We start from the raw sequence: 26,338 nt of genomic DNA, 5'->3' as shown, positions 1-26,338 counted from the left end.
GACGCTTGTCTACCGGGCGATCGAGGACCACTGCTGGATCCACGCGTCGCGCTTCTCGGCGATCTTCCCGGGCTCCATCGTCTCCGGCTTCTCCACGACCACGCCGTGCTTCGTGAACAGCTCCGGCAGCACCGCGTCCTTTGCCACCGGGTTGACGAACATCTGGAGCGGCATGTCCTCCTGGAACTTCTTCGAGATCAGGAAGTCGATCAGCGCCTTGCCGCCCTCGGGGTTCTTCGCGCCGTTCAGCAGGCCCGCGAACTCGGTCTGCCGGAAGCAGGTGCCGGTGGAGACGCCGGTGGGCGCCTCCTTCGGCTGCGGCTCGGCGTACAGCACCTCGACCGGCGGGCTGGAGGCGTACGACACGACGAGCGGACGGTCGCCCTTGGCCTGCTTGCCGCCGGCCGAGCCGGAGAACTCCTGGTTGTAGGCGAGCTCCCAGCTGTCGACGGTCTTCACGCCGTTGGCCTTGAGCTTCTTCCAGTAGTCCTGCCAGCCGTCGTCGCCGTACTTCGCGGCCGTGCCGAGGAGGAAGCCGAGGCCCGGGGAGGACCGCTCCGGGTTCTCGACCACGAGCAGGTCCTTGTACTCCGGCTTCGCCAGGTCGTCGAAGGTCACCGGCGGCGCCAGCTTCTTGTCGGCGAAGTACTTCTTGTCGTAGTTGACGCAGATGTCGCCGGAGTCGACCGGAGTGACCCGGTGCTCCTCGTCCAGGTGGTACTCCGCCGGAATCCGGTCGAGCCCCTTCGCCTGGTATCCGACGAAGATCCCGTTGTCGAGGGCGCGGGAGAGCAGGGTGTTGTCGACGCCGAAGAAGACGTCGCCCTGCGGGGATCCCTTGGTCAGGATCTCCTTGTTGACGGCCTCGCCCGCGTCGCCGGCCTTGAGGACCTTGACGGTGAAGCCGGTCTGCTTCGTGAACTCGGCCAGGACCTCCTTGGAGGCGTTGAACGAGTCGTGGCTCACGAGGGTCACGGTCTTCGGCGCGGGCGCGCCGGACTTGCCGGCGGCCTCGCCGCCGTCGTCGGTGCCGCAGGCGGCGAGGGCGGTGACGCCGAGCGCCGCGAGGACCGCGACGGCGGCCTGCCTCTTGATGCTCGCCGGGTTTTTGGTGCTCACTGAGTTTTCCTCCTGGGTGGGACCAGGAAGAGACGCGGCCCTGCCCGTGTCCGGCGGACCGGACGCGGGCAGGGCGCAACAGCTCGAGTTACGACCGAACTCCCTACCCAGAATGACCTGGGCGAGGTTCAGAGGGTCTGCGGTCTGACGGACACCGCACTCTCAGCGCTGTGGCGCTCCCCTGTCGGAATGACTATGAAGATGTGTTCGAGCTCAGAGTACAAGGTCAGCGTTCGGCGGCCGCGAGCTGTCCACAGGCACCGTCGATCTCCTGTCCCCGGGTGTCGCGCACGGTCACCGGCACGCCGTGGCGGGCGATGGCCTCCACGAACGCCTTCTCGTCCTCGGGACGGGAGGCGGTCCACTTCGAGCCCGGCGTCGGGTTCAGCGGGATCAGGTTGACGTGGACCCGCTTGCCCTTGAGCAGCCGGCCGAGCAGGTCGCCGCGCCAGGCCTGGTCGTTGATGTCCCGGATGAGGGCGTACTCGATGGAGATCCGGCGTCCGGACTTCTCCGCGTACTCCCAGGCCGCGTCGAGGACCTCCCGCACCTTCCAGCGCGTGTTGACGGGCACGAGGGTGTCGCGCAGCTCGTCGTCCGGGGCGTGCAGGGAGACCGCGAGGCGGCACTTGAAGCCCTCGTCGGCGAAGCGGAGCATCGCGGGCACGAGCCCGACGGTGGAGACGGTGATGCCGCGCTGGGACAGGCCCAGGCCGTCCGGCTCGGGGTCGGTGAGGCGGCGGATGGCGCCGACGACCCGCTTGTAGTTGGCGAGCGGCTCGCCCATGCCCATGAACACGATGTTCGACAGGCGGGCCGGGCCGCCGGGCACCTCGCCGTCGCGCAGGGCCCGCATGCCGTCCACGATCTGGTGCACGATCTCGGCGGTCGACAGGTTCCGGTCGAGGCCGGCCTGCCCGGTCGCGCAGAACGGGCAGTTCATCCCGCAGCCGGCCTGCGAGGAGATGCACATGGTGACCCGGTCCGGGTAGCGCATGAGCACCGACTCGACGAGCGTGCCGTCGTGCAGCCGCCACAGGGTCTTGCGGGTGGTGTCGTCGTCGCACGAGATGTGCCGCACCACGGACATCAGGTCGGGCAGCAGCTCCCCGGCCAGCTTCTCCCGCGCGGAGGCCGGGATGTCGGTCCACTCGGCGGGGTCGTGCGCGTACCGCGCGAAGTAGTGGGTGGACAGCTGCTTGGCGCGGAAGGGCTTCTCGCCGATCGCGGCGACGGCCTCCTTCCGCTCGGCGGGCGTGAGGTCGGCCAGGTGCCGCGGCGGCTTCTTGGCTCCGCGGGGGGCGACGAAAGTGAGTTCTCCGGGCTTGGGCATGGTGCTACCAGTGTCGCAGAGATACAAAGAGGGGCCCGCCGCCCTTGTGGACAGCGGGCCCCTCCCGGAAGAACACCCTGTGGACAACGGGCCCCTCGCCCGAAGAACCGCAGGTCAGCCGGTACCGACGAACAGCGCGAGCAGCAACCACACCACCGGCGCCGTCGGCAGCAGCGAGTCCAGCCGGTCCATGATGCCGCCGTGGCCGGGCAGCAGCGTGCCCATGTCCTTGATGCCCAGGTCCCGCTTGATCATCGACTCGCCGAGGTCACCGAGCGTCGCGCTCGCCGCCACCGCGAGGCCGAGGACCAGGCCCTGCCACCAGGCCCCGTCGTCGATCATGAACTGCATGCACAGCGCGCCCGCCGCCATCGCGAACGTCACCGCGCCGACCAGGCCCTCGCGGGTCTTGCCGGGGCTGATCCTCGGCGCCAGCTTGTGCTTGCCGAAGCGCCAGCCGACCGCGTACGCCCCGGTGTCGCTGACCACCGTCAGGATCAGGAAGGTGAGGACCCGCTCCGGGCCGTCGTCCGCAGTCAGCATCAGCGCCACGAACGTCGCCAGGAACGGCACGTAGAACGCGGCGAACACGCCCGCCGTGACGTCCTTCAGATACCCCTCGGGCGGCTCCGTCATCCGCCAGACCAGGACCGCGAGCGCCGTCAGGGCCATCGCGACCCAGGCGCCCTCGGCCCCGCGCACGTACCCGGCGACGACCATCGCCGCGCCGCCGATCGCGAGCGGCACCAGGGGCGCCTTGATCTGCTTGCGCTCCTGGAGCCGGGAGGTCAGCTCCCACAGCCCGACCACCACGGCGACCGCGATCACTCCGACGAACGCCGGCGCCCAGATGTACAGCGAGGCGATGATGACGGCGCCGAGGCCGACCCCGACCCCTATGGCCGCGCCCAGGTTCCGCCCCGCGCTCTTCTTCTGCCGTGGCGCCGGCGGCGCGGGCGGCGGAGGCGGGGTGCGGCTGGTCATGGGCTCCTGCGGGTGCTCGTGCGGGGTCTCGTCGCGGAACAGGGGGCCGCTCGGGTGAGCGGCCCCCCGGCCGTGACCGTCCTGGAATCCGCCGGCGGGAACGTCGGGCACGATGGGCATGGGGCGAGTCTGCGCCGCCGGGCGCCCCTCGTGGGCGGGACCCGCCGGGGCGGGCCCCTGGTGGGGTCCCCCGCGGCCGTGACCGGCCGGGGCGTCCCAGGAAGAGTCGTTCATCAGACCTCGAGCAGCTCGGCTTCCTTGTGCTTGAGCAGCTCGTCCACCTGCGTGACGTACTTCGCGGTGGTGTCGTCGAGCTCCTTCTCCGCGCGGCGGCCCTCGTCCTCGCCGACCTCGCCGTCCTTGACGAGCTTGTCGATGGACTCCTTGGCCTTGCGGCGCACCGAGCGGATCGAGATCTTCGAGTCCTCGGCCTTGCCCTTGGCGACCTTGATGTACTCGCGGCGGCGCTCCTCGGTCAGCTCGGGGAACACCACCCGGATGATGTTGCCGTCGTTGCTCGGGTTGACGCCGAGGTCGGAGTCGCGGATCGCCTGCTCGATGTTGCGCAGCGCGCTCTTGTCGAACGGGGTCACCACGGCCATCCGCGGCTCGGGCACCGAGAAGGACGCGAGCTGGTTGATGGGGGTGAGGGCGCCGTAGTAGTCCGCCACGATCTTGTTGAACATCGCCGGGTGCGCACGGCCGGTGCGGATCGCGGCGAAGTCCTCCTTGGCGACCACGACGGCCTTCTCCATCTTCTCCTCGGCCTCGAGGAGGGTCTCTTCGATCACCACATGCTCCTGCGTGTCGTCGCGTTGTGTCCTGCACGGTGTACGACCGGCAGGGCTGTCGTCCAGCCCCGTGCGGGGCGGTTCCCGGTTCGGGTCAGGCCCGGGTGCCCTGGTCGCTCACGAGCGTGCCGATCTTCTCACCCTTCACCGCGCGCGCGATATTGCCCTCGGCGAGCAGTTCGAAGACGAGGATCGGGAGGTTGTTGTCCCGGCACAGGGTGACGGCGGTGGCGTCGGCGACCTTGAGGTCGCGGGCGATCACCTCGCCGTACTCGAGCGCGTCGAACTTGACCGCGTCGGGGTTCCGCTTCGGGTCGGAGTCGTACACGCCGTCGACGCCGTTCTTGCCCATGAGCAGGGCCTCGGCGTCGATCTCCAGGGCGCGCTGGGCGGCGGTGGTGTCCGTGGAGAAGTACGGCATGCCCATGCCCGCGCCGAAGATGACCACGCGGCCCTTCTCCAGGTGGCGCACGGCGCGCAGCGGGATGTACGGCTCGGCGACCTGGCCCATGGTGATGGCGGTCTGGACGCGGGAGTCGATGCCCTCCTTCTCCAGGAAGTCCTGGAGGGCGAGGCAGTTCATCACGGTGCCGAGCATGCCCATGTAGTCGGAGCGGGCCCGGTCCATGCCGCGCTGCTGGAGTTCGGCGCCACGGAAGAAGTTGCCCCCGCCGATCACGATCGCGATCTCCGCGCCGTCGCGGACGACGGCCGCGATCTCCCGCGCGATGGCGTGCACGACATCGGGGTCGACGCCCAGGCCGGTACCGCCGGAGAACGCTTCTCCGGACAGCTTCAGCATGTAGCGGCCGGCCTTTTTGCCGTTGTTGTCGTCGCCCTGTACGGCGCCCTGATTCATGGAGCTCTCCTCGTGCACATACGAAGGAGGCCATTGCCCTGGGTCCTCGCGGTATCCCGTGCGGCAATGGCCTCCTCGTCAGATCTGCGGTCGTCCTGCGCGGGCGCGGACGACTGCTTCAGACCCTACCGGGGTCCGGTGTCCGTCGCGTTCGCGACCGGACTCAGATGCCGACCTTGATGCGGGTGAAGCGCTTCAGGGTGACACCGGCCTCGTCCAGGATCTGCTGGACGGACTTCTTGTTGTCCAGGGCGTACGGCTGGCCGAGCAGCGTGGCGTCCTTGAAGAAGCCGTTGACGCGACCCTCGACGATCTTGGCGATCGCGGCCTCGGGCTTGCCCTCGGCGCGGGTGGTCTCCTCGGCGATGCGGCGCTCGGACTCGACGACCTCGGCCGGGACGTCCTCACGGGTGAGGTACTTCGGCGCGAAGGCGGCGATGTGCTGGGCGACGCCCTTGGCGACCTCGGCGTTCTCCTTGTCGAACTCGACGAGGACACCGATCTGCGGCGGGAGGTCCGGCATGGTGCGGTGCATGTACGCGGAGACGTAGCCGTCGGCGTACTGCGCGAAGCGGTCGAGGACGATCTTCTCGCCGAGGTTGGCGTTGGCCTCGTCCACGAAGGCCTGCACGGTCTTGCCGGGCTCGATCTCGGAGGCGAGCAGGGCCTCCAGGTCGGCCGGGGCGGTGGCGGCGACGTGCGCGGCCAGCTGGGCGGCGACGGCCTGGAACTTGTCGCCCTTGGCGACGAAGTCCGTCTCGCACTTCAGCTCGACGAGGACGCCGGAGGTGTTGTCGTCGGCGATGAGGGAGACCACGGCGCCGTTCTCGGCGGAGCGGCCCTCACGCTTGGCGACGCCCTTCTGGCCCTTGATGCGCAGGGCCTCGACGGCCTTGTCGACGTCGCCGTCGGCCTCGTCCAGGGCCTTCTTGCAGTCCATCATGCCGGCGCCGGTGAGCTCGCGGAGCTTCTTGACGTCAGCGGCGGTGTAGTTCGCCATGAGTCTGTTTCTCTCTCGAAGTCTGAAAGATCGGGCGGGTCCACGGGGGGACGGCGGGGGCTTCGTGGGCCCCCGCCGTCGTCACCGAAGGACCTGGGTCCTGAAGGGTCAGGCCTGCTCGGCGGCCTCGGCCGGAGCGTCGGCGGCCTCGGCGTCCGCGACCTTCTCGGTCTCGGCGGAGGTCTGGACCTCGGCGGCCTCGGCGGCGGCCGGAGCCGGAGCCTCGGTCTCGTCGGCCTTCTTCTCACCCTCGAGCAGGTCGCGCTCCCACTCGGCGAGCGGCTCGCCCTGGGCCTTCTCGCCCGGCTTCGAGTCGCCGGTCGCGGCGCCGGAGCGGGCGATGAGGCCCTCGGCGACGGCGTCGGCGATCACGCGGGTGAGCAGGGTGACGGAGCGGATCGCGTCGTCGTTGCCCGGGATCTTGTAGTCGACCTCGTCGGGGTCGCAGTTGGTGTCGAGGATCGCGACGACCGGGATGTGGAGCTTGCGCGCCTCACCGACGGCGATGTGCTCCTTCTTGGTGTCGACGATCCAGACGGCGCTCGGCACCTTCTGCATCTCGCGGATGCCACCGAGGGTCTTCTCCAGCTTGGCCTTCTCGCGGGAGAGGACCAGGAGCTCCTTCTTGGTGAGACCCGAGGCGGCGACGTCCTCGAAGTCGATCTGCTCGAGCTCCTTGAGGCGCTGCAGACGCTTGTAGACGGTGGAGAAGTTGGTGAGCATGCCACCGAGCCAACGCTGGTTGACGTACGGCATGCCGACACGCGTCGCCTGCTCGGCGATGGCCTCCTGGGCCTGCTTCTTCGTACCGACGAACATGATGGAGCCGCCGTGCGCGACGGTCTCCTTGACGAACTCGTAGGCGCGGTCGATGTACGACAGCGACTGGAGCAGGTCGATGATGTAGATGCCGTTGCGCTCGGTGAAGATGAAGCGCTTCATCTTCGGGTTCCAGCGACGGGTCTGGTGACCGAAGTGGACGCCGCTCTCCAGCAGCTCCCGCATCGTGACGACGGCCATGGCCGTATCTCCTTGGGTTTCTCGGTTGTGTTCCTGACGCCCCGGCGCGCCATGCCCACGAGGGACCGAAAGGCGCTGCCACCGTCTGAGGACCGTGGCGGGGCGTGCGAAGTCGACCCGGTGACCCGAGTCGCCATAGGAAGTGTACGGGACCCCGGGGGCGGCGGGTGACGGCGCTGTCCACAACCGGTGAGTACTCCACAGAAACCGCCCGCGCCCCCTGCGGACCGGACGACGGGGAGAACCTTCCCCCATGCACTTCACGACCTACGTCACGACCTGCGTCACGACCCTGTTCCTGGCCCTCGGCGCCCTCTGGCCGGTGGGCGGCCCGCCCCCGCCCGAGATCGTCCGCGGCTGGCAGCCGCCACCGGGCCCGTACGCGGCGGGCCACCGCGGCGTCGACCTCGCCGCCCCGCCGGACGTCCCGGTCCTGGCCCCGGTGGCGGGCACGGTGACCTTCGCGGGCCCGGTCGGCGGCCGGGGCGTCCTCACCCTGACCCTGCCGGGCACGGGCACTCCCCCGCTGCGCACGACCTTCTCCCCGGTGACCCCCCTGGTCCCGGCCGGCGCACCCGTCGCCGCGGGCACCCCGATCGCCCGGGTCACCCCGAGCACCCACTGCCCGGAGACCTGCCTCCACTGGGGCCTCCTCAGAGGAGACCGCTATCTGAATCCTCTACTCCTCACGAAACGGGGGCCGTCGCGGCTGTTGCCGCTCGGAGGCTAGGGGTCGGGGGTGACGGCCCCGTCCCTGAACGTCTGGAAGGCGTGCCACCCGGCCGGGGCCCCGTCCGCGAGCAGGTCTCCGGTGGAGCAGTCGAAGGGGCGGCAGCCGAGGGCGCGGGCGATGCGGAAGATCACCGGCAGTACGTCGTCCGTCCCGCCCCGGACGTGGAGCATGACCGACTCGACGGGGTCGTCCTCGCCGATGCCCAGCTCGATGCCCCAGGCCGGTCCGAGCAGCACGCCCCACGCGGGGTCGGTGAGGTCGATGCCGGGCACCGCCGCTCTCAGGGCGTCGTGGACGTCGGCCCGGCTCCCGACGGGAGGCGGCTCGTGGTCGGCGGGCAGGTCGTCGATCGAGACGAGACCGGCCGGCAGCGGCAGCAGGAGGACGTTCCAGCTCAAGGGAGGTCCGGACGGCGGGATCGAGCGGTCAGGCCGGGGAGCCGTTGACGCCGTGGAGGGCCATCGTGACCGCCGCTTCGGTGATGTCCGCGGGGTCCTCGGCGGCGCCGAGTTCGAGGCGGCGGACGGCGGCGTCGACGACGCCCTGGAGGAGCATGGCGGCCAGGCGGGGGCGGGGCTGGCCCAGGGCGGCGAGGGCTTCGACGACCATGGTGACGAGGCCGCCGTGGGCGGCGCGGATCTTCTCGCGGGCGCCGTCGTCCAGCTCGCCGGCGGAGATGGCGACGACCGCGCGGTGGCGCCGGTCCCCGACCAGTTCCAGCTGCTTGCGGACGTACGCCTCGACCTTGCCCTGGGGCGTCTCCGCGTCGGCCATGGCCAGCTCGACCTCGGCGGCCCAGACCGGGAAGTCGACGGCGCACAGCTCCTCGACGACGGCGGCGCGCGATCGGAAGTACTCGTAGACCGACGAGCGGGCCAGGCCCGTGCGCTCGGCGAGTGCGGGGAAGGTCAGCGCCTCCGTCCCGCCCTCGGACAGCAGGGAACGCGCGGCGTCCAGCAGGGCGCCGCGCTGCATCGTCCGGTGCTCGGCCACGGAGGCCGCTCGAATCCTGGGCACGGCTCCACTGTACGACCGGAGCGCCGCGCTCAGCGTCCGACGTCGGCCAGCTTGGCCCGGAGCTGGAGGACGGATTTGGTGTGGATCTGGCTGACGCGGCTCTCGGTGACGCCGAGGACGTGGCCGATCTCGGCGAGCGTGAGGCCCTCGTAGTAGTAGAGGGTGACGACCGTCTTCTCGCGTTCGGGGAGGGTGTTGATGGCGCGGGCGAGCAGTCGGCGCAGCTCGCGGTCCTCGGCGATCTCGACGGGGTTGTCGGCGGCCGTGTCCTCCAGCGTGTCCATCAGGGAGAGCCGGTCGCCGCCCTCGCCGCCGACGTGCAGCAGCTCTTCCAGGGCGACCACGTTGGCCAGGGACAACTGGCTGAATACCGCGTGCAGTTCCTCCAGTGTGATGTCCATCTCCGCGGCGACCTCGCTCTCGGAGGGGGTGCGGCGGAGCTGGGCCTCCAGGGTGGCGTAGGCGCGTTCGACGTTGCGCGCCTTCTGGCGGACGGAGCGCGGGATCCAGTCGAGGGCGCGGAGTTCGTCGATCATGGCGCCGCGGATGCGGGTGATGGCGTACGTCTCGAACTTGATGGCGCGCTCGACGTCGAACTTCTCGATGGCGTCGATGAGGCCGAAGACGCCGGAGGAGACGAAGTCGGCCTGTTCCACGTTGGAGGGCAGCCCGACGCTGACCCGTCCCGCGACGTACTTGACGAGGGGCGAGTAGTGCAGGATCAGCTGCTCCCGCAGCCGCTCGTCGCCCGTGTCCTTGTACGAACGCCACAGTTCGTCGAGGGAGGTCGGTGCGGGCGGTCGCACGGTGCCCCGGGCTGCTGGGGGCACCGCAGCGCGGTCAGACCCGGAGGTGTGCTGGGGCATGCGTTGCCTTGAGCCGTTCTGCTGTGGGGTGTGTCGGGGTGGGTGAGGGTGTCGTGGAGGGAATCCCGGTGAGCGTAGCGTGAGTGTGCCGTCGCGGTGAGCGAACATCGGTGGATCGCGCCGCTCCGGGTGGACGCCGTCGGCCACATCTTCGAACCGGGGCCGTGACGCGGGTCGGCCCCTCGGATGCGGCCGAGAGAACTCGATTGTTCATCGCCTTCACCTTTTCACCCGAATGCTCCGGGTCAAGTACCGCCTCGCCGCGCGTTCGACGCCTGTGTGGCGGTGTTCGTCAACTGCCAGCCCTCTCCGTACCGTTCGACGAAGCCGAGGGAGTGGAGTTCGTACAGCTTGGCGAGGGTCTCGTCGGGGTGGGTGCCGGCGCGGCGGGCGATGGCGGTGGTGGGGGTGGGGCCGCGGGCGGGGACGGCCTCCAGGACGTGTGCCGTGGCGGGGGCGAGGAGGTCGCGGGGCAGGACGGGGCCGCGGCGTGCCGGGGCGAGCTGGCCCATGTCCCCGACGAGTTCGACGATCTCCTCGGCGTCGGTGACGAGAGTGGCGTCGCCGCGCAGGAGTTCGTGGACGCCCGCGGAGAGGGCGCTGGTGACCGGTCCGGGCACGCCCATGGTGTGGCGGCCGAGCCGGGCGGCGGCGCGGACGGTGGCGAGGGAGCCGCTGCGGTGCTGCGCCTCGACCACGACGGTTCCGCGGGTGAGGGCGGCGATGACGCGGTTGCGGAGGATGAAGCGGCTGGGGGCGGGATGGCTTCCGGGCGGCAGTTCTCCGGCGACGAGGCCCTGTTCGGCGACGCGGCGGATGAGCCGGTCGTGGCCGCGGGGGTAGGGGACGTCGATGCCGCAGGCGAGGACGGCGACGGTGGCGCCGTCGGCGGCGAGGGCTCCCCGGTGGGCGGCGGCGTCGATGCCGTAGGCGGCTCCGGAGACGACGACCCAGCCCTTTTTCGCGAGGCCGGTGGCGAGGTCGGTGGCGACGTGGGCGCCGTAGGGGGTGCAGGCGCGGGCGCCGACGAGGGCGACGGAGCGCAGGGCCCAGGTGCGCAGGTCGGCGGGGCCCCGGAGCCAGAGGCCGACGGGGCGGGCGTCTCCGAGGTCGTCGAGCTGCCGGGGCCATTCGGTGTCGCCGGGGACGAGGAAGCGGCCGCCGAGGGCGTGGACGGTGTCGAGGTCGCGGGCGGGTTCGGCGGCGGTGGCGCGCAGGCGCCAGGAGGCGACGCGTTTGCGACCGGTGCCGGGGAAGGCCCCCTCGTCGGAGTGGGCGCCGCCGTCCGGCCGGAGGAGCCGTTCGAGGAAGCCGGTGGCTCCGTACCGGCGGATCCAGCGGCCGGCGTGCTCGTCGCCGGGTTCGACGGTGCGGGTGAGGGCGGCGCGGGCGAGCCGTTCGTCCGCGGGTGCGGCGGGGCCGCCAGGCGTGACGGGGATGTCAGGCGCGGCGGGGACGTCCGGAGTGGCAGAGGTGTCAGGAGTGTCAGGCGCGGCGGGGTTCATGCGCGAGCCCCCGTTCCGACGGGTACGCCGCGGGCGACGCCGGTGCGCATCTCCAGGGCGAGGGCGACGTCCTGGTGGTCCGGCCGGTCGTGGCCGGCCAGGTCGGCGACGGTCCAGGCGACGCGCAGGACGCGGTCGAGGCCGCGGGCGGTGAGGAGGCCGCGCTCGATGTCGCGTTCGGCTGCGGCGAGGGCTCCGGGCGCGGCGTGGTAGCGGGTGCGGAGCTCGTGGCCGGGGATCTCGCTGTTGACCCTCCAGGGGGTGTCGGCGAGCCGGTCGGCGGCCCGGGCGCGGGCCTCGCGGACGCGCTCGGCGACGACCTCGGTGCTCTCTCCCCTGCCGCCCTGGCCGAGGAGGTCGGCGCGGGTGACGGGCTCGGCCTCGACACGCAGGTCGACCCGGTCGAGCAGGGGTCCGGAGAGGCGCGCCTGGTAGCGGCGGACGAGCGAGGGCGGGCATTCGCAGCCGGCGCCGTGCAGGGTGTGCCGTCCGCAGGGGCAGGGGTTGGCTGCGAGGGCGAGGAGGAAGCGGGCGGGGAGGCGGACGACGCCGGCGGCGCGGGCGATGACGACGTGCCCGGATTCGAGGGGCTGGCGGAGCGCGTCGAGTGCCTTGCCCGAGAATTCCGGGGCTTCGTCCAGAAAGAGGATGCCTCGGTGGGCGAGGGAGACGGCGCCGGGCCTGGGGAGCCCGTTCCCGCCGCCGACGAGGGACTGCATGGTGGCGGAGTGGTGGGGCGCGCAGTAGGGGGCGCGGCGGACGAGGGGTTCGCCGGGCGGGAGGATGCCGGCGACTGAGTGGACGGCGGTGACCTCCAGGGACTCCTGCCGGGTGAGGGGCGGGAGGATGCCGGGGAGGCGTTCGGCCAGCATGGTCTTCCCCGCGCCGGGCGGTCCCGAGAGCAGCAGGTGGTGACTGCCGGCTGCGGCGATCTCCAGGGCGCGGCGGGCGTGGTGCTGGCCCGCGACGTCGGCGAGGTCGGGCCCCTCGGCGGGGTCGGCGGCGAGGCCGGTGCCGATGCCGGCGCCGGGGACGAAGAGTCCGGCGAGCATGGCGTCGGGCCGTCCTTCCTCGGCGGGTTCCTCGTCGGGGACGGGTTCGTCGGTGAGGACGGCGATCAGCTGGCGGAGGCTGCGAACGCCGAGGACGGAGACGCCGGGGACGAGGGAGGCCTCGCCGGCGGTCTGCTCGGGGACGACGACCTGCCGGTATCCGGCGTCGGCGGCGGCGAGGACGGCGGGCAGGATGCCGCGGACGGGGCGGACGCGCCCGTCGAGTCCGAGTTCGCCGACGAGGACGAGGTCGGCGATGGTGCGCGGGTCGATCCGCTCGGCGGCGCCGAGGACGGCGGCGGCGACAGCGAGGTCGAAACCGCTGCCGCCCTTGGGGACGGATGCCGGGCTGAGGCCGACGGTGAGCTTCTTCTGGGGCCATTCGGCGCCGGAGTTGACGACGGCGGCGCGGACGCGGTCGCGGCTCTCGGTGAGGCTCTTGTCGGGGAGGCCGACGAGGGTGAAGGCGGCGACGCCGGGTTCGAGGTCGGCCTGTACTTCGACGACGACGCCCTCGACGCCGACGAGTGCTACGGAGCAGGTGCGGGCGAATCCCATCTCAGGCCACCCCACGGGCGTGGGTGAGGACGGGGGCGCCGCGGCGGGGCAGGACGATGCCGACGAGGTCGATGCGCACGCCGCCGGCGGGGGCCGGGGTGCCGCTGCGGTCGAGCCAGCAGTCGGCGAGGCGGCGGAGCCGTTCGGCCTTGCGGGGCGTGACGGCGGCCATCGGGTGCTCGTAGGAGCCGTGGCGCCGGGTCTTGACCTCGCAGATGACGAGGGTGTCGCCGTCGCGGGCGACGATGTCGATCTCGCCGGCCCGGCCGCAGCGCCAGTTGCGGGCGAGGACGTGCATGCCGGTCGCGGTGAGCCGGCGGGTCGCCAGCTCCTCCCCGTACCGCCCGAGCGCGCGGGTGGCGCCGGTCTTGCCGGACGAGTCGGTCGCCTCGACCGCGTCGGTCGCCTCGGCCGCGCCGATCAGGCTGGCTGTCCCGGTCGCGGCAGTCGTCTCCGTCGCGCCGGTCAGGCTGGTCGTCTCGGTCGTGCTGGTCTTGTCGGTCGTGTTCATACGGACCACCTCCGTCACCGACTGTGACGGCCCGGGGCGTTCCGTGTGCGGCGCTGTGGATGACCGGGGGGTTGTGGAAAACCCCCTCACCCGTGGGGGTGCGTTTCCTGCGGCACCCCCGCCGCCGTGCTCAGCTGCCGGGGAGTTCGAGGTCGCTCTTGTTGAGCTCCTCGATGTTCACGTCCTTGAACGTGAGGACGCGGACCTGCTTGACGAACCTGGCCGGCCTGTACATGTCCCAGACCCAGGCGTCGGCCATGCTGACCTCGAAGAAGACCTCGCCCTGCACCGAGTGCACCTGCATCTCGTAGTCGTTGGTCAGGTAGAAGCGTCGCTCGGTCTCGATCACGTATTTGAACAGGCCGACGACGTCGCGGTACTCCCGGTAGAGCTTCAGCTCCATCTCGGTCTCGTACTTCTCGAGGTCCTCGGCGCTCATGGCATGTTCCCCTTCAGCCGTGCGTCCCCCCATTGTGCGCCAGTCGTACGCGCCCCTAGACGATTTCCGGGGCGAGGGCGACCGGCGCGGGGGGAGGTCCCTCGTCGAGCAGCGTGCGCAGCAACTCGGCGAGTCTGGTCGGGTACACCGTCTCACGGGCGGCCGACAGTTCGGCGGAGGTCCACCATCTCAGGCCCGAGAGACTGCGGGTCTCCAGCTCCGTGAGGGCCTGCGGCCCGGGCGCGGCATCGGCCCGGCGGGTGCGGGCGAGGTAGTACCACTCGTCCTGGTCCCAGCGGCGTCCGTCGAAGGGGAAGGAGCAGTGCCGGGTCCAGAGCACGGGTCCGAGGTCGACGTCGGTGATGCCGGTCTCCTCCGCGAGCTCGCGGAGCGCCGCTTTCTCCCGGGTCTCGTCGCCCTCCAGGCCCCCGCCGGGGGTGAACCACCAGGTGAGACCGGGGTCGTCGGGCTCGTGGCCGTGCAGCAGCAGGACGCGGTCGTCGGGGTCGAGCAGGACGACCCGCGCGACCTTCCGGACCACGGGCCCCGCGCCCGTACCTCGTACCCGCTCCGTCATGTCCCCGTCCCCGTGCCCGTACCCGTCCTCTTCACAGCCCCGGACCCGGCTCCGGCCCCGGCTCCGGTCCCGGCCGCCCCGGCCCGCCCGCCGTCCGACCGGCGCCCCAGGAGCCGTGCCACCGGCCCGTACGCGGCCCCCGCGAAGACCAGTATGCCGCCGGCCGTGATCATCGTGAGGAGGGTCGTGAACGGCCCCGGCTCCGAGAGGCCCCCCGGAAGGCCGGCGAAGCTTGCCGGGCGGTCCAGGAGGCCCTTGGCGGGCCAGACGACGGCGTCGACCCTGGCGACGACCGCGGAGCGGGGCACCGAGCCCTGGCCCGCCTCTTCGAGGTGGGTGCGGGAGTCGAGGGAGGTGTGCCGGTCGTCTCCGAGGAGGAAGAGGCTGCCCTCGGGGACGGTCGCCGAGAACTCCTCGCCGGAAGCGGTCTTCCGGCCGTCGATGCCCGGTCCGAGGTACGGCTCGTCGACGGCCCTGCCGTTGACGGTGAGCCGCCCGTCCCCGTCGCAGCAGGCGACGGTGTCGCCGCCGACGGCCACGACCCGCTTGACCATGGGCGAGGAGGCCCACAGGGGGTCCTCGAAGACGACGACGTCGCCGCGCTTCACCTCGGCCCCGTCGATCCGCTCGGCGAGCACGCGGGAGTTGACGTCGAGGGTGGGGGTCATGGAGTCGGTGGGAACCGTGTACGGCCGGTAGACCAGGACTCCCCAGACGAACCCGCCGAGGAAGAGCGCACAGCCGACGGCCACGGCCAGCCCCGACAGCACGCTGCCGAGGCGGCCGTGGCCGTCCTTGGTCCGTATGGTTCCGCTCATGTGCACCCCAGAGGTCGGTCGACGGTCCGGGACGGCACACTACCCGCGGGTCATTACCCGGCGGTATGCCCCGCGAGCTGCTTCTTCCGGCGCCACAGCACTAGCGGGAGCGCTCCGGCGAGGCTCGCCGCGCCGAGCGGGGCGGCGGCCACCGCCTTGTTCAGGGCGGGGTTGTCGAAGATGCCGGGCACCGGGAGCGTGGCCCAGCGGGTGACGGGCCAGGCGACGACGACGGCGCGGCCCACGACCAGGTCGTTGGCGACGGTGCCGCCGCCGGGGAGCTCCTGGTGGAAGCGGGAGTCCAGGGAGTTCTGGCGGTTGTCGCCCATGACCCAGATGCGGCCCTCGGGGACCTTGACCGGGCCGAAGGAGTCCTGGCAGGGCACGGAGCCGGGGTAGAGGTACGAGGTCTCGTCGAGCGGCACCCCGTTGAGGACGACCTTGCCGCCCTCCTTGCAGGAGACGGTGTCGCCGCCGACCGCGATGACGCGCTTGATGAGGTCCTTCTCCTCGGCGGACGGCATGAGGCCGATGAAGCTGAGGAACTTCTGCACCACGTTCGGCTTGGGCGTCACGGCGGTTTCCAGCCAGCCGCCCGGGTCGTGGAAGACGACGACCTCGCCGCGCTCGGGTTCGGAGCCGAACCACGGGGTCAGCTTGTCGACGAGGACCCGGTCGCCCTTCTTGAGGGCGTTCATCATCGATTCCGAGGGGATCGAGAACGCCTGCACCAGGAAGGTCTTGATCAGCAGGGCGAGCACCAGCGCGATGCCGACGAGGAGGGGCAGCTCCTTCCAGAAGGAGCGCTGCTTCTTGGGGGCCCGACCGGACCCGCCCGTCCCGTCGTCGTGCGGCGCCCCGCCGCCGTGCGACACCTCGTCATCCGTCACGTTGCCACCCGCCACGTCGTCAGCCCTGGCCTCGTCGGCCCTCTTCTCGGGCCCATCGTGTCCGGATCGTGCGCCGACGGCCAAATCCCCCACATCCACTCCTCAGTCCGTGCGAACGCCTGCCCCGGATCAGGGACAGGCCCACCACTCCCATAACGAGCAGAAGTTCCGCAGGGGTCGGGAGTCCGGGCAATCCGTTCAGATTCCGCTGGGACACACTATGCGAAGGGCCGAGCGCGTCGCCGGAGCCCGTACGGGCGTCCGGTACCCCGGCGAAGGTGTCCCGCTCCTCCAGGCTCCGCCAGTGGCCGACGGGCCAGGCGATCACCACGGCACGCCCCACGACCTGCTCCTCCGCGACGGTGCCGCGGTCCTTCTCGTCGAGGTGGAAGCGGGAGTCGGCCGAGTCGGAACGGTGGTCGCCGAGGACGAAGATCCGGCCCTCGGGGACCTTCACCTCGAAGGGGATGGTGGACGGCGCGTTCCCCGGGTGCAGGTACGGCTCGTCCAGCGGTACGCCGTTGACGGTGAGCCGCCCGTCCTCCCCGCAGCAGCGGACGGTGTCGCCGCCGACGGCCACGACCCGCTTGATGAGGTCCCGTTCGTCGGCCGAGGGCAGCAGCCCGATGAAGGTCAGGGCCTGCTTGGCCTGCTTGACGCCGACGGGGTCGTCGGAGGGCGGAACGGGGTCCTGGTGGAGCCAGTTGCCGGGGTCCTTGAAGACGACGACGTCGCCGCGCTGCGGGCGGGAGCCGAACCAGGGGGTGAGCTTGTCGACGAGGACCCGGTCCTGGATCCGGATCGTCTGCTCCATGGAGCCGGAGGGGATGACGAACGCCTGGACGAGGAAGGTCTTGAGGACGAGGGCGATGAGCACGGCGACCACGGCCAGGATCGGGATCTCCCGGAGCGCGGAGCGCTGTCGGCGCCGTTTGACCTTGCGGGCGAGTTTGCGCCGCTCGGCCCGGCCGGGCAGTGCGGGGCCCTGCTCGGGGACGGGGCCGGCCCCGCGGGCGGGCCGGCCCCGGCTACCCACGGCTCCCCGTTCCCGGGACCGCCGGCCCCGTCGGGTGCCCACCGGTCGGTGGTGCCGGTACGGCGTCGAAGGCATCCGTGCCCGCCACTCCGCTCCAGCGGCCGAAGGGCCAGGCGATCCAGTCGGCGCGTCCGACGACCTTGTCGACGGGGACCATGCCGCCGCCGGGGCTGCCCAGGTGGTCCCGGGAGTCGCTGGACTGGCTGCGGTGGTCGCCCATGACCCAGAGCCGGTCCGGGGGGACGACGATGTCGAAGGGCACGGCGGAGGGCTGGTCGCCGGGCACCAGGTACCGCTCCACGACGACGGTGCCGTTGACGGTGAGACGGCCGTCCTCGTCGCAGCAGACGACCCGGTCGCCGCCGGTGCCGACGACCCGCTTCACGAAGTCGGTCTCGGCGGGCTCCGCGAGTCCGAGGGCCGCGGCCCCGTCGCGCAGCAGGCCGCCGACGGGGTCGTCCTCGGGCTCCTCCCGTACGAAGGAGCCGGTGCCGTCGAAGACGACGACGTCGCCGCGGCGCGGCTCGTCCCCGAAGCGGTACGCCAGTTTGTTCACCAGGATCCGGTCGCCGACCTGGAGCGTCGGCTCCATGGAGCGGCTGGGGATCAGGAACGGCTGTGCCACGAAGTGGCTCATGAGCAGCAGGAAGGCCACGCAGGCGGCGCCCACGAGGAGCGTGCGCCGCCAGGAGGGCGCGCCGTCGGGCTCGTCGGAAGCGGCGGAGTCCTCGGAAACGCGCGCGGAGCGCGGCCCCTCCCCCGTATCGGATTCCCTGTCGGGGTCCGTGTCGGAAGAGGGGCCGCGCTCCGTGTGCTGTGCTTCGGTGTCCATCGCCGGACAAGCCTATCCGGCCTGTCTGTGAGGGGAACCGGAAGCGCGGCGCGTGCCGGGAGCCGGGGCTCAGCGGTCGCGCTTCTCCTTGATCTTGGCGGCCTTGCCGCGCAGCTCGCGGAGGTAGTAGAGCTTGGCACGGCGCACGTCACCGCGGGTCACGAGCTCGATCTTCTCGAAGATCGGGCTGTTGACCGGGAAGGTGCGCTCGACGCCGACGGAGAACGAGACCTTGCGGACCGTGAAGGTCTCGCTGACGCCCGAGCCCTGGCGGCGGATGACGACGCCCTTGAACTGCTGGATGCGGGAGCGGTTGCCCTCGATGACGCGGACGTGCACGTTGACGGTGTCGCCCGGGCGGAAGGCGGGGAGGTCGGAGCGGAGCGAAGCCGCGTTGACCTGGTCGAGCAGGGAGGCCATGGAGGTCTCTTTCCTCGCTGATGCCACAGGTCATCAGCGGTACGTTCGAAAGGGTTTCGGAGACCGTCCGCTCCTGGCGGCGTCGTTCCCCCTGTGGCAGGGGCGCGCGCCGGACGGACGGCAGCGGCCTATTCTTCCACGCCCTCGACCCTGCGCCAAAATCGGCCGCCGGGCTCGGGGGCCCACCCCATCATGGAGAGGACCTCCCGGTCCTTCTTGTCGAAGGCGGCCGGGTCGCAGCGCTCGATGAGGTCGGGCCGGTGCGCGGCGGTGCGGCGGAAGGCCTCGTCGCGCCGCCAGCGGGCGATCTTCCCGTGGTGGCCGCTGAGGAGGACGTCGGGGATGCCCCGGCCGCGCCACTCGGGGGGCTTGGTGTAGACGGGGCCCTCCAGGAGGTTGGCCATGGCCCCGGGGGCGAAGGAGTCGTCCCGGTGGGACTCGGCGTTGCCGAGGACGCCGGGCAGGAGGCGGGCGACGGCCTCGGTGACGACGAGGACGGCGGCCTCCCCGCCGGCCAGGACGTAGTCGCCGATGGAGACCTCGTAGACGGGCATCCGGGTCGCGTACTCGTCCATGACCCGGCGGTCGATGCCCTCGTAGCGGGCCGGGGTGAAGATCAGCCAGGGCCGCTCGGAGAGTTCGACGGCCAGCTCCTGGGTGAAGGGGCGGCCGCTGGGGGTGGGGACGACGAGGACGGGGCCGTGGGCGCCGCCCTCGTACCCGTCGGCGAGGGTCTGGTCGAGCGCGTCGCCCCAGGGGCCGGTCTTCATGACCATGCCGGGGCCGCCGCCGTACGGGGTGTCGTCGACCGTGTTGTGCCGGTCGTAGGTCCACGCGCGCAGGTCGTGGACGTGGACGTCGAGCTGTCCGCGCGCGCGTGCCTTGCCGACGAGGGAGACGTTCAGCGGTTCGAGGTACTCGGGGAAGATCGTGACGACGTCGAGCCTCATGCCCGCTCCTCGCCGGAACCGGAACCGGCCTCGTCCTCGCGGGAGGAGGCGATCTCGGCGCGGTCGTCGATCAGGCCGGGCGGCGGGTCGATCACGGCCCGCTGCTCCTCCAGGTCGATCTCGGTGACGATCTCCCCGACGAAGGGGATCATCAACTCGGTGCCGTCGGGGCGTTCGACGATGAAGAGGTCCTGGGACGGCAGGTGGGAGATCTCGGTGATGCGCCCGATCTCGGTGCCGTCGGCGAGGACGACGTCGAGGTCGATCAGCTGGTGGTCGTAGTACTCGTCCTCCTCCTCGGGCATCTCCGTGGGGTCGACCTCGGCGATGAGGAGGGTGTTGCGCAGGGCCTCGGCGGCGGTGCGGTCGCGGACGCCCTCGAAGCGCAGCAACAGGCGGCCGCTGTGGACGCGGCCGGCCTCGATGGTCAGCGGCCCGGTGGAGGCCGGGTCGGTGAGCAGGACGGCGCCGGGGCCGAGCCTGAGCTCGGGCTCGTCCGTGCGCACCTCGACGGTGACCTCGCCCTTGATGCCGTGGGCGCGCCCGATCCGCGCGACTACCAACTGCACTGCTTCACTCTCTCCTGTCACACAGCTCGTACGACAACGGGCCGGGGCGGGCTCGTAAGCCCTCCCCGGCCCGTGCCGGCACAACTCAAGGTGATGCTGCCGACCTTCTCAGCGGACCTGGTCCACGTCGACGAGGTCGACCCGGATCCCACGGCCGCCGATGGCCCCCACGACGGTGCGCAGCGCACGCGCGGTGCGGCCGTTGCGGCCGATCACCTTCCCGAGGTCGTCGGGGTGGACCCGGACCTCCAGGACGCGGCCACGGCGCAGGTTGCGCGAGGCGACCTGCACCTCGTCGGGGTTGTCGACGATGCCCTTCACGAGGTGCTCGAGAGCCTCCTCGAGCATGATCAGGCCTCGGTCGACTCGGTGGACGCGGCCTCGGCCTCGTCCGCCTTCTTGTCGGCCTTCTTGGCCTTCGGGGTGATGGCCTCACCCTTGTCGTCGCCGCCCTCGAGGGTCTTCGCGAACTCGTCGAACGAGGCGCGCTTCGCCTCCTTGGTGGCGGGGACGAGCAGCGCCTTCTCGGGGGCCGGGAGGCCCTTGTGCTTCTGCCAGTCGCCGGTGAGCTTCAGGATGGCGAGGACCGGCTCGGTCGGCTGGGCGCCGACGGACAGCCAGTACTGCGCGCGCTCGGAGTCGACCTCGATACGCGACGGGTTGTACGTCGGGTGGTAGAGGCCGATCTCCTCGATCGCGCGACCGTCGCGGCGGGTGCGCGAGTCGGCGACGACGATGCGGTAGTGCGGCTGGCGGATCTTACCGAGGCGCTTGAGCTTGATCTTGACTGCCACTGGAGTGGTGTCTCCTGGTCTATGACGTGGTTGGGCACTTGAGATGCCACGTGGGGTTGCGGTACTCGGATGCCCGATGGACGCGTCAGCCGGAGGAGAGAGGGGTCCTGTGCGACTGTCGAGTACAGCTAGCCATTGTGCCACACGCCGCGGGGTCAGTTGGCGGCGCCCACCGTCTCCGGGATGCGGAAGGGCTTGCCGCAGCCGCCGCAGACGATCGGGGCCTGGGCGAGCACCGACGGGACCACGCGCACGTTGCGCCCGCAGTCGCAGACGGCCTTGACGCGCACGCCGCCGCCCGAGGAGCCGTGCCGGGCGGCCGGTCCGCGGAAGGAGCGCTTGGTGTCGGCGGCGGTGGCGACCGTGTGGGCCTTGAGGGCGCGCTGGAGCCGTTCGATGGTGGGCCGGTAGCGCCGTCTGGCCTCGGCGTTGAGCGTGACCAGGGAGAAGCCGCTGCTGGCGTGCGGCTCCTCGGGGTGGTCGAGGCCCATCTCCTCGGCGATCGCGAGGAAGCGGCGGTTGTGGTAGCGGCCGGCGCGGGAGGTGTCGCGGACACCTCTGGCGGCGGCGATGCCGTGGACTGCCTCGTGGAGGAGTCGTTCGAAGGAGAGCTCGGCGCCGCAGGCGGACGAGGACTCTCCGATGAGGGATTCGGGCGCGGCAAGGTCGGGCAGCTCGGGGTGGTGCCGCTGAATGTCGGCCCACGCCTGTGCCAGCTCTGCGGCGAGAACAGGTGGTGTCGTGCTCACGTCGGGTACAACGAGCCGGAACGCTCCCGGGTTCCATTCCGGGGCATCCCAAATATTTTGCACTTACCAGTCAGTTGCCGTTGATGCGTCCCGACGAGGGCCAGTGCGCCGATCTGCGGAGAAGCCGCGCGGGAAGGTCCAAGCCCGTACGTAGCGGCGCATACGCCCCGGCACGTAGCCCGGCTGCGTACGCCCCCCGTGATCCGGAGGACCCGGGCACGTGCGCCGCCTCCACCAGGGGCCTGGAGCGGGCACGAAGTGTTGCGGGGACATTACCGGGTCCCCGCGCGCGGGCGCACACCGCCCCTCCCCCGGACGAATCGGTCCGCCCCGACCACTGGACGCGGCCCCCGATGCGCAGTTCCCTGACTACGGGGGGCTGTCGTCCGAGCACTGATTGGGGCGCTTATCCATGACACCTACGCTCGTCCCGCACCACCCCGCGCGCGACTGGGCCGAGATCCAGGAACGGATGCTCGTCCCCCTCTACGAGGCGGTGTACGACCGCCTCGGCGTGGGCGGGGACTCCCGGGTCCTCGGCCTGGGCTGCGGCTCGGGCCTGGCCCTCCTCATGGCGGCCGCACGGGGCGCCCGGGTGGCCGGCGCGGACCGGGACCACGCGCGCGTGGAGCTGGCCAGGGAGCGGCTCCCGGAGTGCGTCGCCGTCACCGAGGAGGCGCCGGAGTGCGCCCCGTACGACGTGGTCACCGCCTTCCACGCGACGGACGCCCTGCTCCCGGAGCTCGCGGCCGTCACCCGTACGGCCCAACCGGGCACGACCGTCGTCCTCGCCGGCTGGGGACCCCCGGAGCGGTGCGCCACGGAACCGGTCCTCCGGGTCGCGGCCCGGCTCGCCGACCGCCGCCCGGCGGCGGGGCTCGGCCCCGACCTGGAGGCGCTCGCGGCCGCGGCGGGACTGCGGCCGGCCGGCTCGGGCCGGGTGGCCTGCCCCTTCGGGTACGCCGACGAGGCCAGCGCGGTGCGGGGGCTGCTCTCGACGGGCGCCTTCGAGGAGGCGGTCCGCGCGACCGACCCCTCCCAGGTGGAGAAGGAGATCGAGGAGGCGCTCGCCCCGTACGTCCGCCCGGACGGGACGGTGTGGATGCCGAACGTCTTCCGGTACGTGATCGCCCGCACGCCCTGAGGCCCGTACGCGCCCTCGGGAAAGCCGCCCCGTCACTCCCCCGGCCGCTCCGGGTTCGGGCCCACGCCCGGCTCGGGGCCCGGGGCCGGGCGGACGATGCCCGCCGCCCGGTAGGCCGCGTCCTCCTCCAGGGTCTCGTTCGCCAGGAGGGCCTCGGCCAGGGCGTCCAGCTTGTCCCGGTGGTCGTCCAGCTGCCGCAGGGCGACCTCGTAGCACTCGTCGACGATCCGCCGCATCTCCCGGTCCACGGTGTCCAGGGTCGCGGGGGCCGCCGACAGGCCGTACGCCTGCTGGGCGTCGCTCGGGATGGCGGTGAGGCGGCCGACGCTCTCGCTCATCCCCCACCGCCCCGCCATGCCCCGGGCGATGGTGGTGACCTGCTCCAGGTCGCTCTCGGCGCCGGTGGTGATCACCCCGAACACCACCTGTTCGGCCGCCATCCCGCCGAGGGCGCCGATGATCCGGCCGCGCAGGTACTCCTCGGTGTAGGCGTACTTGTCGGCGTCCGGGGTGGACAGGGTGACGCCCAGGGCCCGGCCGCGCGGCACGATGGTGATCTTCCGGACCGGGTCGGCGCCCGGCTGGAGCATGCCGAGCAGGGCGTGGCCGCTCTCGTGGTACGCGGTCCGCCGCCGCTCCTCCTCCGGCATCACCAGGGGCCGTTCCGCCCCCAGCTGCACCTTCTCCAGGGCGTCGGACAGATCGGACTGGGTGACGGCCCTCTGCTCGCGCTTGACCGCGAGCAGCGCGGCCTCGTTGGCGAGGTTGGCCAGCTCGGCGCCGGTCATGCCGGGGGTCGTCCGGGCCACCTGCTCCAGGTCGACGTCCTTGGCGAGCGGGATCTCCCGGGTGTGGATGCGCAGGATGGCCTCGCGGCCGCCCCGGTCCGGCGGGTTGACGTGCACGATCCGGTCGAAGCGGCCGGGCCGGGTGAGGGCGGGGTCGAGGACGTCGGCGCGGTTGGTGGCGGCCAGGACGATGACCCCCTCGGAGCCGGTGAAGCCGTCCATCTCCGTGAGGATCTGGTTGAGGGTCTGCTCGCGCTCGTCGTGGCCGCCCATCCCGGAGCCGCCGCCCCGGGCCCGCCCGATGGTGTCGATCTCGTCGATGAAGATGATCGCCGGGGCGACCTTGCGGGCCTCGGCGAACAGCTCCCGCACCCGGGAGGCGCCCACGCCCACGATCATCTCGATGAACCCGGAGGCGGAGGCCGAGAAGAACGGCACCCCGGCCTCGCCCGCGACGGCCCGCGCGAGGAGCGTCTTGCCGGTGCCGGGAGGGCCGGCGAGGAGCACGCCGCGGGGCATCTTGGCGCCCATGGCCCGGTAGGCGTCCGGGTTCTTGAGGAAGTCGACCACGTCGTTCAGCTCGCCCTCGACCTCGTCGATGCCGGCGACGTCCGCGAAGGTGGTCCGCTTCCCTGTCTCCAGCTCCACCGGCTTGGGCGGCTGCTTGCGGCCCAGCATGCCGCCGGCCCCGCCCATGCCCGCGCTCATCCGGCGGGCGATGAACACCCACAGCAGGACGAGCAGCAGCATCGGGGCGAGCGAGAGGAGGAGATTGGCCAGGAAGCTGCGCTCCTGGACGACCGGCTCGGCGGTGACGACGACGTTCCGTTTCGTCAGCTGCGCCCACAGGTCGTCGTCGGCGAAGGCGGGCCGCTGGGTGGTGAACTTGGTGTAGTCGCCCTCGCCGTCGGGGACGGGCTGCTTGTTCTTCAGCTGCCCCTGGATCGCGTCGCCCTTGGAGTAGATCTTGGTGACGTTCCCGGCGGCGACCTGCTTGTCGAACTCAGTGTACGAGATCGTCGGGCCGTCGCCGTCGTTGAAGAACGACAGGACGATGTTGGTCAGCAGGTACACGACCAGCGCGGTGAGGATCAGTCCGCCCCAGCCGCCCGGCATCCGCTTCTTCGGCGACGGGGGCGGCGGGGCCCCTTCCGAGCGCCAGGGCTGGTCGGTCCGGTCGCGCGGGGGTGCGGGGTCGGCCACGTGACTCTCCTCGGGGCGGCAGTGGCCCCAGTATCGAAGAGCGGGAGGAACCGGGCATCGCGGGCGGTCCGGAGGGATGAAGAGGGGCCCGGGGCGGTTTCGCGCCGCCCCGGGCCCCTTCTCGTACGGGCCGTCAGCCCATGAACTTCTTGAACTCGTCCGGCAGCTCGAAGTCCTTCGGGCTCTGGCCCGCCCCGGGCAGACCGAAGGCGCCGCCCTGCTGGGCCTGCTCGCGGCGCTCGGCGGCGGCCTGCTCCTCGGCCTTCCGCTTCATCGGGTTGCCGCTCTTGCGCTTGCCCTTGGCCTGCTTGACCTGCTTCTTCTGCCGGCCGGGGCCACCGCCCATGCCCGGGATGCCGGGCATACCGGGCATGCCGCCGCCCTGGGCCATGCGGGACATCATCTTGCGGGCCTCGAAGAACCGCTCGACCAGGCCCTTGACCGCGCTGACCTCGACGCCGGAGCCCTTGGCGATACGGGCGCGGCGGGAGCCGTTGATGATGGTCGGGTCCTGGCGCTCGGCCGGGGTCATCGACTTGATGATGGCGGCCGTGCGGTCGACGTCCTTCTCGTCGATGTTGTTGATCTGCTCCTTCATCTGGGCCATGCCCGGGAGCATGCCGAGCAGCTTCGAGATGGAGCCCATCTTGCGGACCTGCTCCATCTGGGCCAGGAAGTCGTCGAGCGTGAACTCCTGGCCCTTCTTCGACGCGAGCTTCGAGGCCATCTTGGCGGCCTCTTCCTCGTCGAAGGTCTGCTGGGCCTTCTCGATGAGGGAGAGCATGTCGCCCATGCCGAGGATGCGGGACGCCATGCGGTCCGGGTGGAACGCGTCGAAGTCGTCCAGCTTCTCGCCGTTGGAGGCGAACATGATCTGCTTGCCGGTGACGTGCGCGATGGAGAGCGCGGCACCACCGCGGGCGTCGCCGTCGAGCTTGGAGAGCACGACGCCGTCGAAGCCGACGCCGTCGCGGAAGGCCTCGGCGGTGTTGACCGCGTCCTGACCGATCATGGCGTCGACGACGAAGAGGATCTCGTCGGGCGAGACCGCGTCGCGGATGTCCGCGGCCTGCTGCATCAGCTCCTGGTCGATGCCGAGGCGGCCGGCGGTGTCGACGATGACGACGTCGTAGAGCTTGGTGCGCGCGTACTCGATCGAGTCCTTGGCGACCTGGACCGGGTCGCCGACGCCGTTCCCCGGCTGGGGGCCGTAGAAGGCCACGCCCGCGCGGTCGGCGACGACCGAGAGCTGGTTGACGGCGTTGGGGCGCTGGAGGTCGCAGGCGACGACCAGCGGGGAGTGGCCCTGGCCCTTGAGCCAGAGGCCGAGCTTTCCGGCGAGGGTGGTCTTACCGGCACCCTGGAGACCGGCGAGCATGATCACGGTCGGCGCGGTCTTGGCGAACCGGAGGCGGCGGGTCTCGCCGCCGAGGATGGCGACCAGCTCATCGTTGACGATCTTGATGACCTGCTGGGCCGGGTTCAGGGCCTGGGAGACCTCGGAGCCGGTGGCGCGCTCCTTGACCTGCTTGATGAAGGACCGGACGACCGGCAGGGCGACGTCCGCCTCGAGCAGGGCGATGCGGATCTCACGGGCGGTGGCGTCGATGTCCGCCTCGGACAGACGGCCCTTGCCACGGAGGTTCTTGAAGGTCGCTGCAAGGCGGTCGGAGAGGGTATCGAACACGGCGGTCGCGGGTCCTCGGGTGTCGGGGGCGTTCGGATTGCCCTCCAGAGTATCGGGCTGGTCGAAGTGTGCGCCCCCGCCCGCCGATATACGG

The 26,338-nt window shown here is 71.6% G+C and carries 29 protein-coding genes; 2 read left to right on the top strand and 27 right to left on the bottom strand.

Annotated features, from left to right (window positions below; genetic code table 11):
• Window positions 1-9 precede the first annotated feature (9 nt).
• The 7 genes from CP977_RS25020 to rpsB all read right to left on the bottom strand — a co-directional run bounded on the left by CP977_RS25020 (window position 10) and on the right by rpsB (window position 7,106).
• Window positions 10-1,119: a thiamine ABC transporter substrate-binding protein gene (locus CP977_RS25020; protein ID WP_062751989.1), complete on the bottom strand. Its 1,110-nt coding sequence runs from the start codon at window positions 1,117-1,119 to the stop codon at window positions 10-12.
• 226 nt (window positions 1,120-1,345) lie between these two features.
• A complete protein-coding gene (rlmN, locus tag CP977_RS25015; protein WP_062751990.1) occupies window positions 1,346-2,452 on the bottom strand; it encodes a dual-specificity RNA methyltransferase RlmN in 1,107 nt (368 codons plus the stop codon).
• A gap of 114 nt (window positions 2,453-2,566) precedes the next feature.
• Window positions 2,567-3,670, bottom strand: coding sequence for a phosphatidate cytidylyltransferase (locus CP977_RS25010; RefSeq protein ID WP_062751991.1), 1,104 nt, complete (start codon window positions 3,668-3,670; stop codon window positions 2,567-2,569).
• Entirely contained in the window at window positions 3,670-4,227 is a 558-nt protein-coding gene (frr, locus tag CP977_RS25005) for a ribosome recycling factor (RefSeq protein ID WP_062751992.1), read from the bottom strand. The genes CP977_RS25010 and frr overlap by 1 nt, the downstream gene beginning before the upstream one ends.
• A gap of 94 nt (window positions 4,228-4,321) precedes the next feature.
• The gene (gene pyrH / locus CP977_RS25000; protein WP_030217948.1) at window positions 4,322-5,086 is read right to left on the bottom strand and encodes a UMP kinase; all 765 of its coding nucleotides are present in this window, start codon (window positions 5,084-5,086) and stop codon (window positions 4,322-4,324) included.
• Between the two features lie 163 nt (window positions 5,087-5,249).
• Window positions 5,250-6,086 (bottom strand): translation elongation factor Ts, encoded by an 837-nt coding sequence (gene tsf, locus CP977_RS24995; RefSeq protein ID WP_062751993.1) that lies wholly within the window; start codon window positions 6,084-6,086, stop codon window positions 5,250-5,252.
• 108 nt (window positions 6,087-6,194) lie between these two features.
• On the bottom strand, window positions 6,195-7,106 hold the full coding sequence (rpsB, locus tag CP977_RS24990) for a 30S ribosomal protein S2 (RefSeq protein ID WP_062751994.1): 912 nt from the start codon (window positions 7,104-7,106) through the stop codon (window positions 6,195-6,197).
• A 253-nt stretch (window positions 7,107-7,359) separates the two neighbouring features.
• Between rpsB and CP977_RS24985 the strand changes: the two genes are divergently transcribed.
• Window positions 7,360-7,836: a murein hydrolase activator EnvC family protein gene (locus CP977_RS24985; RefSeq protein ID WP_062751995.1), complete on the top strand. Its 477-nt coding sequence runs from the start codon at window positions 7,360-7,362 to the stop codon at window positions 7,834-7,836.
• Here CP977_RS24985 and CP977_RS24980 read toward each other — a convergent pair.
• The 18 genes from CP977_RS24980 to CP977_RS24895 all read right to left on the bottom strand — a co-directional run bounded on the left by CP977_RS24980 (window position 7,833) and on the right by CP977_RS24895 (window position 21,422).
• The gene (locus CP977_RS24980) at window positions 7,833-8,237 is read right to left on the bottom strand and encodes a hypothetical protein (RefSeq protein WP_062751996.1); all 405 of its coding nucleotides are present in this window, start codon (window positions 8,235-8,237) and stop codon (window positions 7,833-7,835) included. The two genes, CP977_RS24985 and CP977_RS24980, sit on opposite strands and share 4 nt — an antisense overlap.
• A gap of 28 nt (window positions 8,238-8,265) precedes the next feature.
• Window positions 8,266-8,832 carry a TetR/AcrR family transcriptional regulator gene (locus CP977_RS24975; RefSeq protein WP_062751997.1) on the bottom strand — a complete coding sequence of 189 codons (567 nt, stop codon included), beginning with the start codon at window positions 8,830-8,832 and terminating at the stop codon, window positions 8,266-8,268.
• A gap of 53 nt (window positions 8,833-8,885) precedes the next feature.
• Window positions 8,886-9,722, bottom strand: a complete 837-nt coding sequence (gene whiG / locus CP977_RS24970) for an RNA polymerase sigma factor WhiG (RefSeq protein ID WP_062751998.1) — start codon at window positions 9,720-9,722, stop codon at window positions 8,886-8,888.
• Window positions 9,723-9,967: 245 nt separating this feature from the next.
• Window positions 9,968-11,227, bottom strand: coding sequence for a DNA-processing protein DprA (gene dprA, locus CP977_RS24965; RefSeq protein ID WP_152370842.1), 1,260 nt, complete (start codon window positions 11,225-11,227; stop codon window positions 9,968-9,970).
• Window positions 11,224-12,837, bottom strand: a complete 1,614-nt coding sequence (locus tag CP977_RS24960; RefSeq protein ID WP_152370841.1) for a YifB family Mg chelatase-like AAA ATPase — start codon at window positions 12,835-12,837, stop codon at window positions 11,224-11,226. Before CP977_RS24960 ends, dprA begins: the two co-directional genes overlap by 4 nt.
• A 1-nt stretch (window position 12,838) precedes the next feature.
• Window positions 12,839-13,258 carry a YraN family protein gene (locus tag CP977_RS24955; RefSeq protein ID WP_152371635.1) on the bottom strand — a complete coding sequence of 140 codons (420 nt, stop codon included), beginning with the start codon at window positions 13,256-13,258 and terminating at the stop codon, window positions 12,839-12,841.
• A 220-nt stretch (window positions 13,259-13,478) separates the two neighbouring features.
• A complete protein-coding gene (locus tag CP977_RS24950; RefSeq protein WP_005311352.1) occupies window positions 13,479-13,787 on the bottom strand; it encodes a DUF2469 domain-containing protein in 309 nt (102 codons plus the stop codon).
• Window positions 13,788-13,842: 55 nt separating this feature from the next.
• Complete coding sequence (locus tag CP977_RS24945; RefSeq protein ID WP_062752013.1) at window positions 13,843-14,364, bottom strand: NUDIX hydrolase; 522 nt, start codon at window positions 14,362-14,364, stop codon at window positions 13,843-13,845.
• On the bottom strand, window positions 14,361-15,182 hold the full coding sequence (lepB, locus tag CP977_RS24940) for a signal peptidase I (protein ID WP_152370840.1): 822 nt from the start codon (window positions 15,180-15,182) through the stop codon (window positions 14,361-14,363). The genes CP977_RS24945 and lepB (CP977_RS24940) overlap by 4 nt, the downstream gene beginning before the upstream one ends.
• 53 nt (window positions 15,183-15,235) lie before the next feature.
• Window positions 15,236-16,156 (bottom strand): signal peptidase I, encoded by a 921-nt coding sequence (gene lepB, locus CP977_RS24935; RefSeq protein ID WP_062752015.1) that lies wholly within the window; start codon window positions 16,154-16,156, stop codon window positions 15,236-15,238.
• Complete coding sequence (lepB, locus tag CP977_RS24930) at window positions 16,092-17,108, bottom strand: signal peptidase I (protein ID WP_109185646.1); 1,017 nt, start codon at window positions 17,106-17,108, stop codon at window positions 16,092-16,094. The genes lepB (CP977_RS24935) and lepB (CP977_RS24930) overlap by 65 nt, the downstream gene beginning before the upstream one ends.
• The gene (gene lepB, locus CP977_RS24925) at window positions 17,101-17,940 is read right to left on the bottom strand and encodes a signal peptidase I (protein ID WP_152370838.1); all 840 of its coding nucleotides are present in this window, start codon (window positions 17,938-17,940) and stop codon (window positions 17,101-17,103) included. Before lepB (CP977_RS24925) ends, lepB (CP977_RS24930) begins: the two co-directional genes overlap by 8 nt.
• 69 nt (window positions 17,941-18,009) lie before the next feature.
• Complete coding sequence (rplS, locus tag CP977_RS24920) at window positions 18,010-18,360, bottom strand: 50S ribosomal protein L19 (protein WP_030223083.1); 351 nt, start codon at window positions 18,358-18,360, stop codon at window positions 18,010-18,012.
• A gap of 128 nt (window positions 18,361-18,488) precedes the next feature.
• Window positions 18,489-19,310: a tRNA (guanosine(37)-N1)-methyltransferase TrmD gene (trmD, locus tag CP977_RS24915; protein WP_062752017.1), complete on the bottom strand. Its 822-nt coding sequence runs from the start codon at window positions 19,308-19,310 to the stop codon at window positions 18,489-18,491.
• Complete coding sequence (gene rimM, locus CP977_RS24910; RefSeq protein ID WP_062752018.1) at window positions 19,307-19,879, bottom strand: ribosome maturation factor RimM; 573 nt, start codon at window positions 19,877-19,879, stop codon at window positions 19,307-19,309. Before rimM ends, trmD begins: the two co-directional genes overlap by 4 nt.
• Before the next feature lie 108 nt (window positions 19,880-19,987).
• Window positions 19,988-20,227, bottom strand: a complete 240-nt coding sequence (locus tag CP977_RS24905) for an RNA-binding protein (RefSeq protein ID WP_020868149.1) — start codon at window positions 20,225-20,227, stop codon at window positions 19,988-19,990.
• A 2-nt stretch (window positions 20,228-20,229) separates the two neighbouring features.
• A complete protein-coding gene (rpsP, locus tag CP977_RS24900; protein ID WP_015036470.1) occupies window positions 20,230-20,673 on the bottom strand; it encodes a 30S ribosomal protein S16 in 444 nt (147 codons plus the stop codon).
• Window positions 20,674-20,828: 155 nt separating this feature from the next.
• On the bottom strand, window positions 20,829-21,422 hold the full coding sequence (locus CP977_RS24895; RefSeq protein ID WP_030223094.1) for a hypothetical protein: 594 nt from the start codon (window positions 21,420-21,422) through the stop codon (window positions 20,829-20,831).
• 412 nt (window positions 21,423-21,834) lie between these two features.
• On the opposite strand from CP977_RS24895, the gene CP977_RS24890 reads away from it, so the two are divergent.
• Complete coding sequence (locus tag CP977_RS24890; RefSeq protein ID WP_062752019.1) at window positions 21,835-22,566, top strand: class I SAM-dependent methyltransferase; 732 nt, start codon at window positions 21,835-21,837, stop codon at window positions 22,564-22,566.
• A gap of 32 nt (window positions 22,567-22,598) precedes the next feature.
• Here the strand turns inward: CP977_RS24890 and ftsH are convergent, their stop codons facing one another.
• Window positions 22,599-24,557: an ATP-dependent zinc metalloprotease FtsH gene (ftsH, locus tag CP977_RS24885; RefSeq protein ID WP_062752020.1), complete on the bottom strand. Its 1,959-nt coding sequence runs from the start codon at window positions 24,555-24,557 to the stop codon at window positions 22,599-22,601.
• A 133-nt stretch (window positions 24,558-24,690) separates the two neighbouring features.
• Window positions 24,691-26,244 (bottom strand): signal recognition particle protein, encoded by a 1,554-nt coding sequence (ffh, locus tag CP977_RS24880; protein ID WP_152370837.1) that lies wholly within the window; start codon window positions 26,242-26,244, stop codon window positions 24,691-24,693.
• Between the last annotated feature and the right edge of the window lie 94 nt (window positions 26,245-26,338).

It is taken from the genome of Streptomyces cinereoruber, assembly GCF_009299385.1.
GTDB classification, from domain to species: Bacteria; Actinomycetota; Actinomycetes; order Streptomycetales; family Streptomycetaceae; genus Streptomyces; species Streptomyces bikiniensis.
This window is presented reverse-complemented; position numbering and strand designations above follow the sequence as displayed.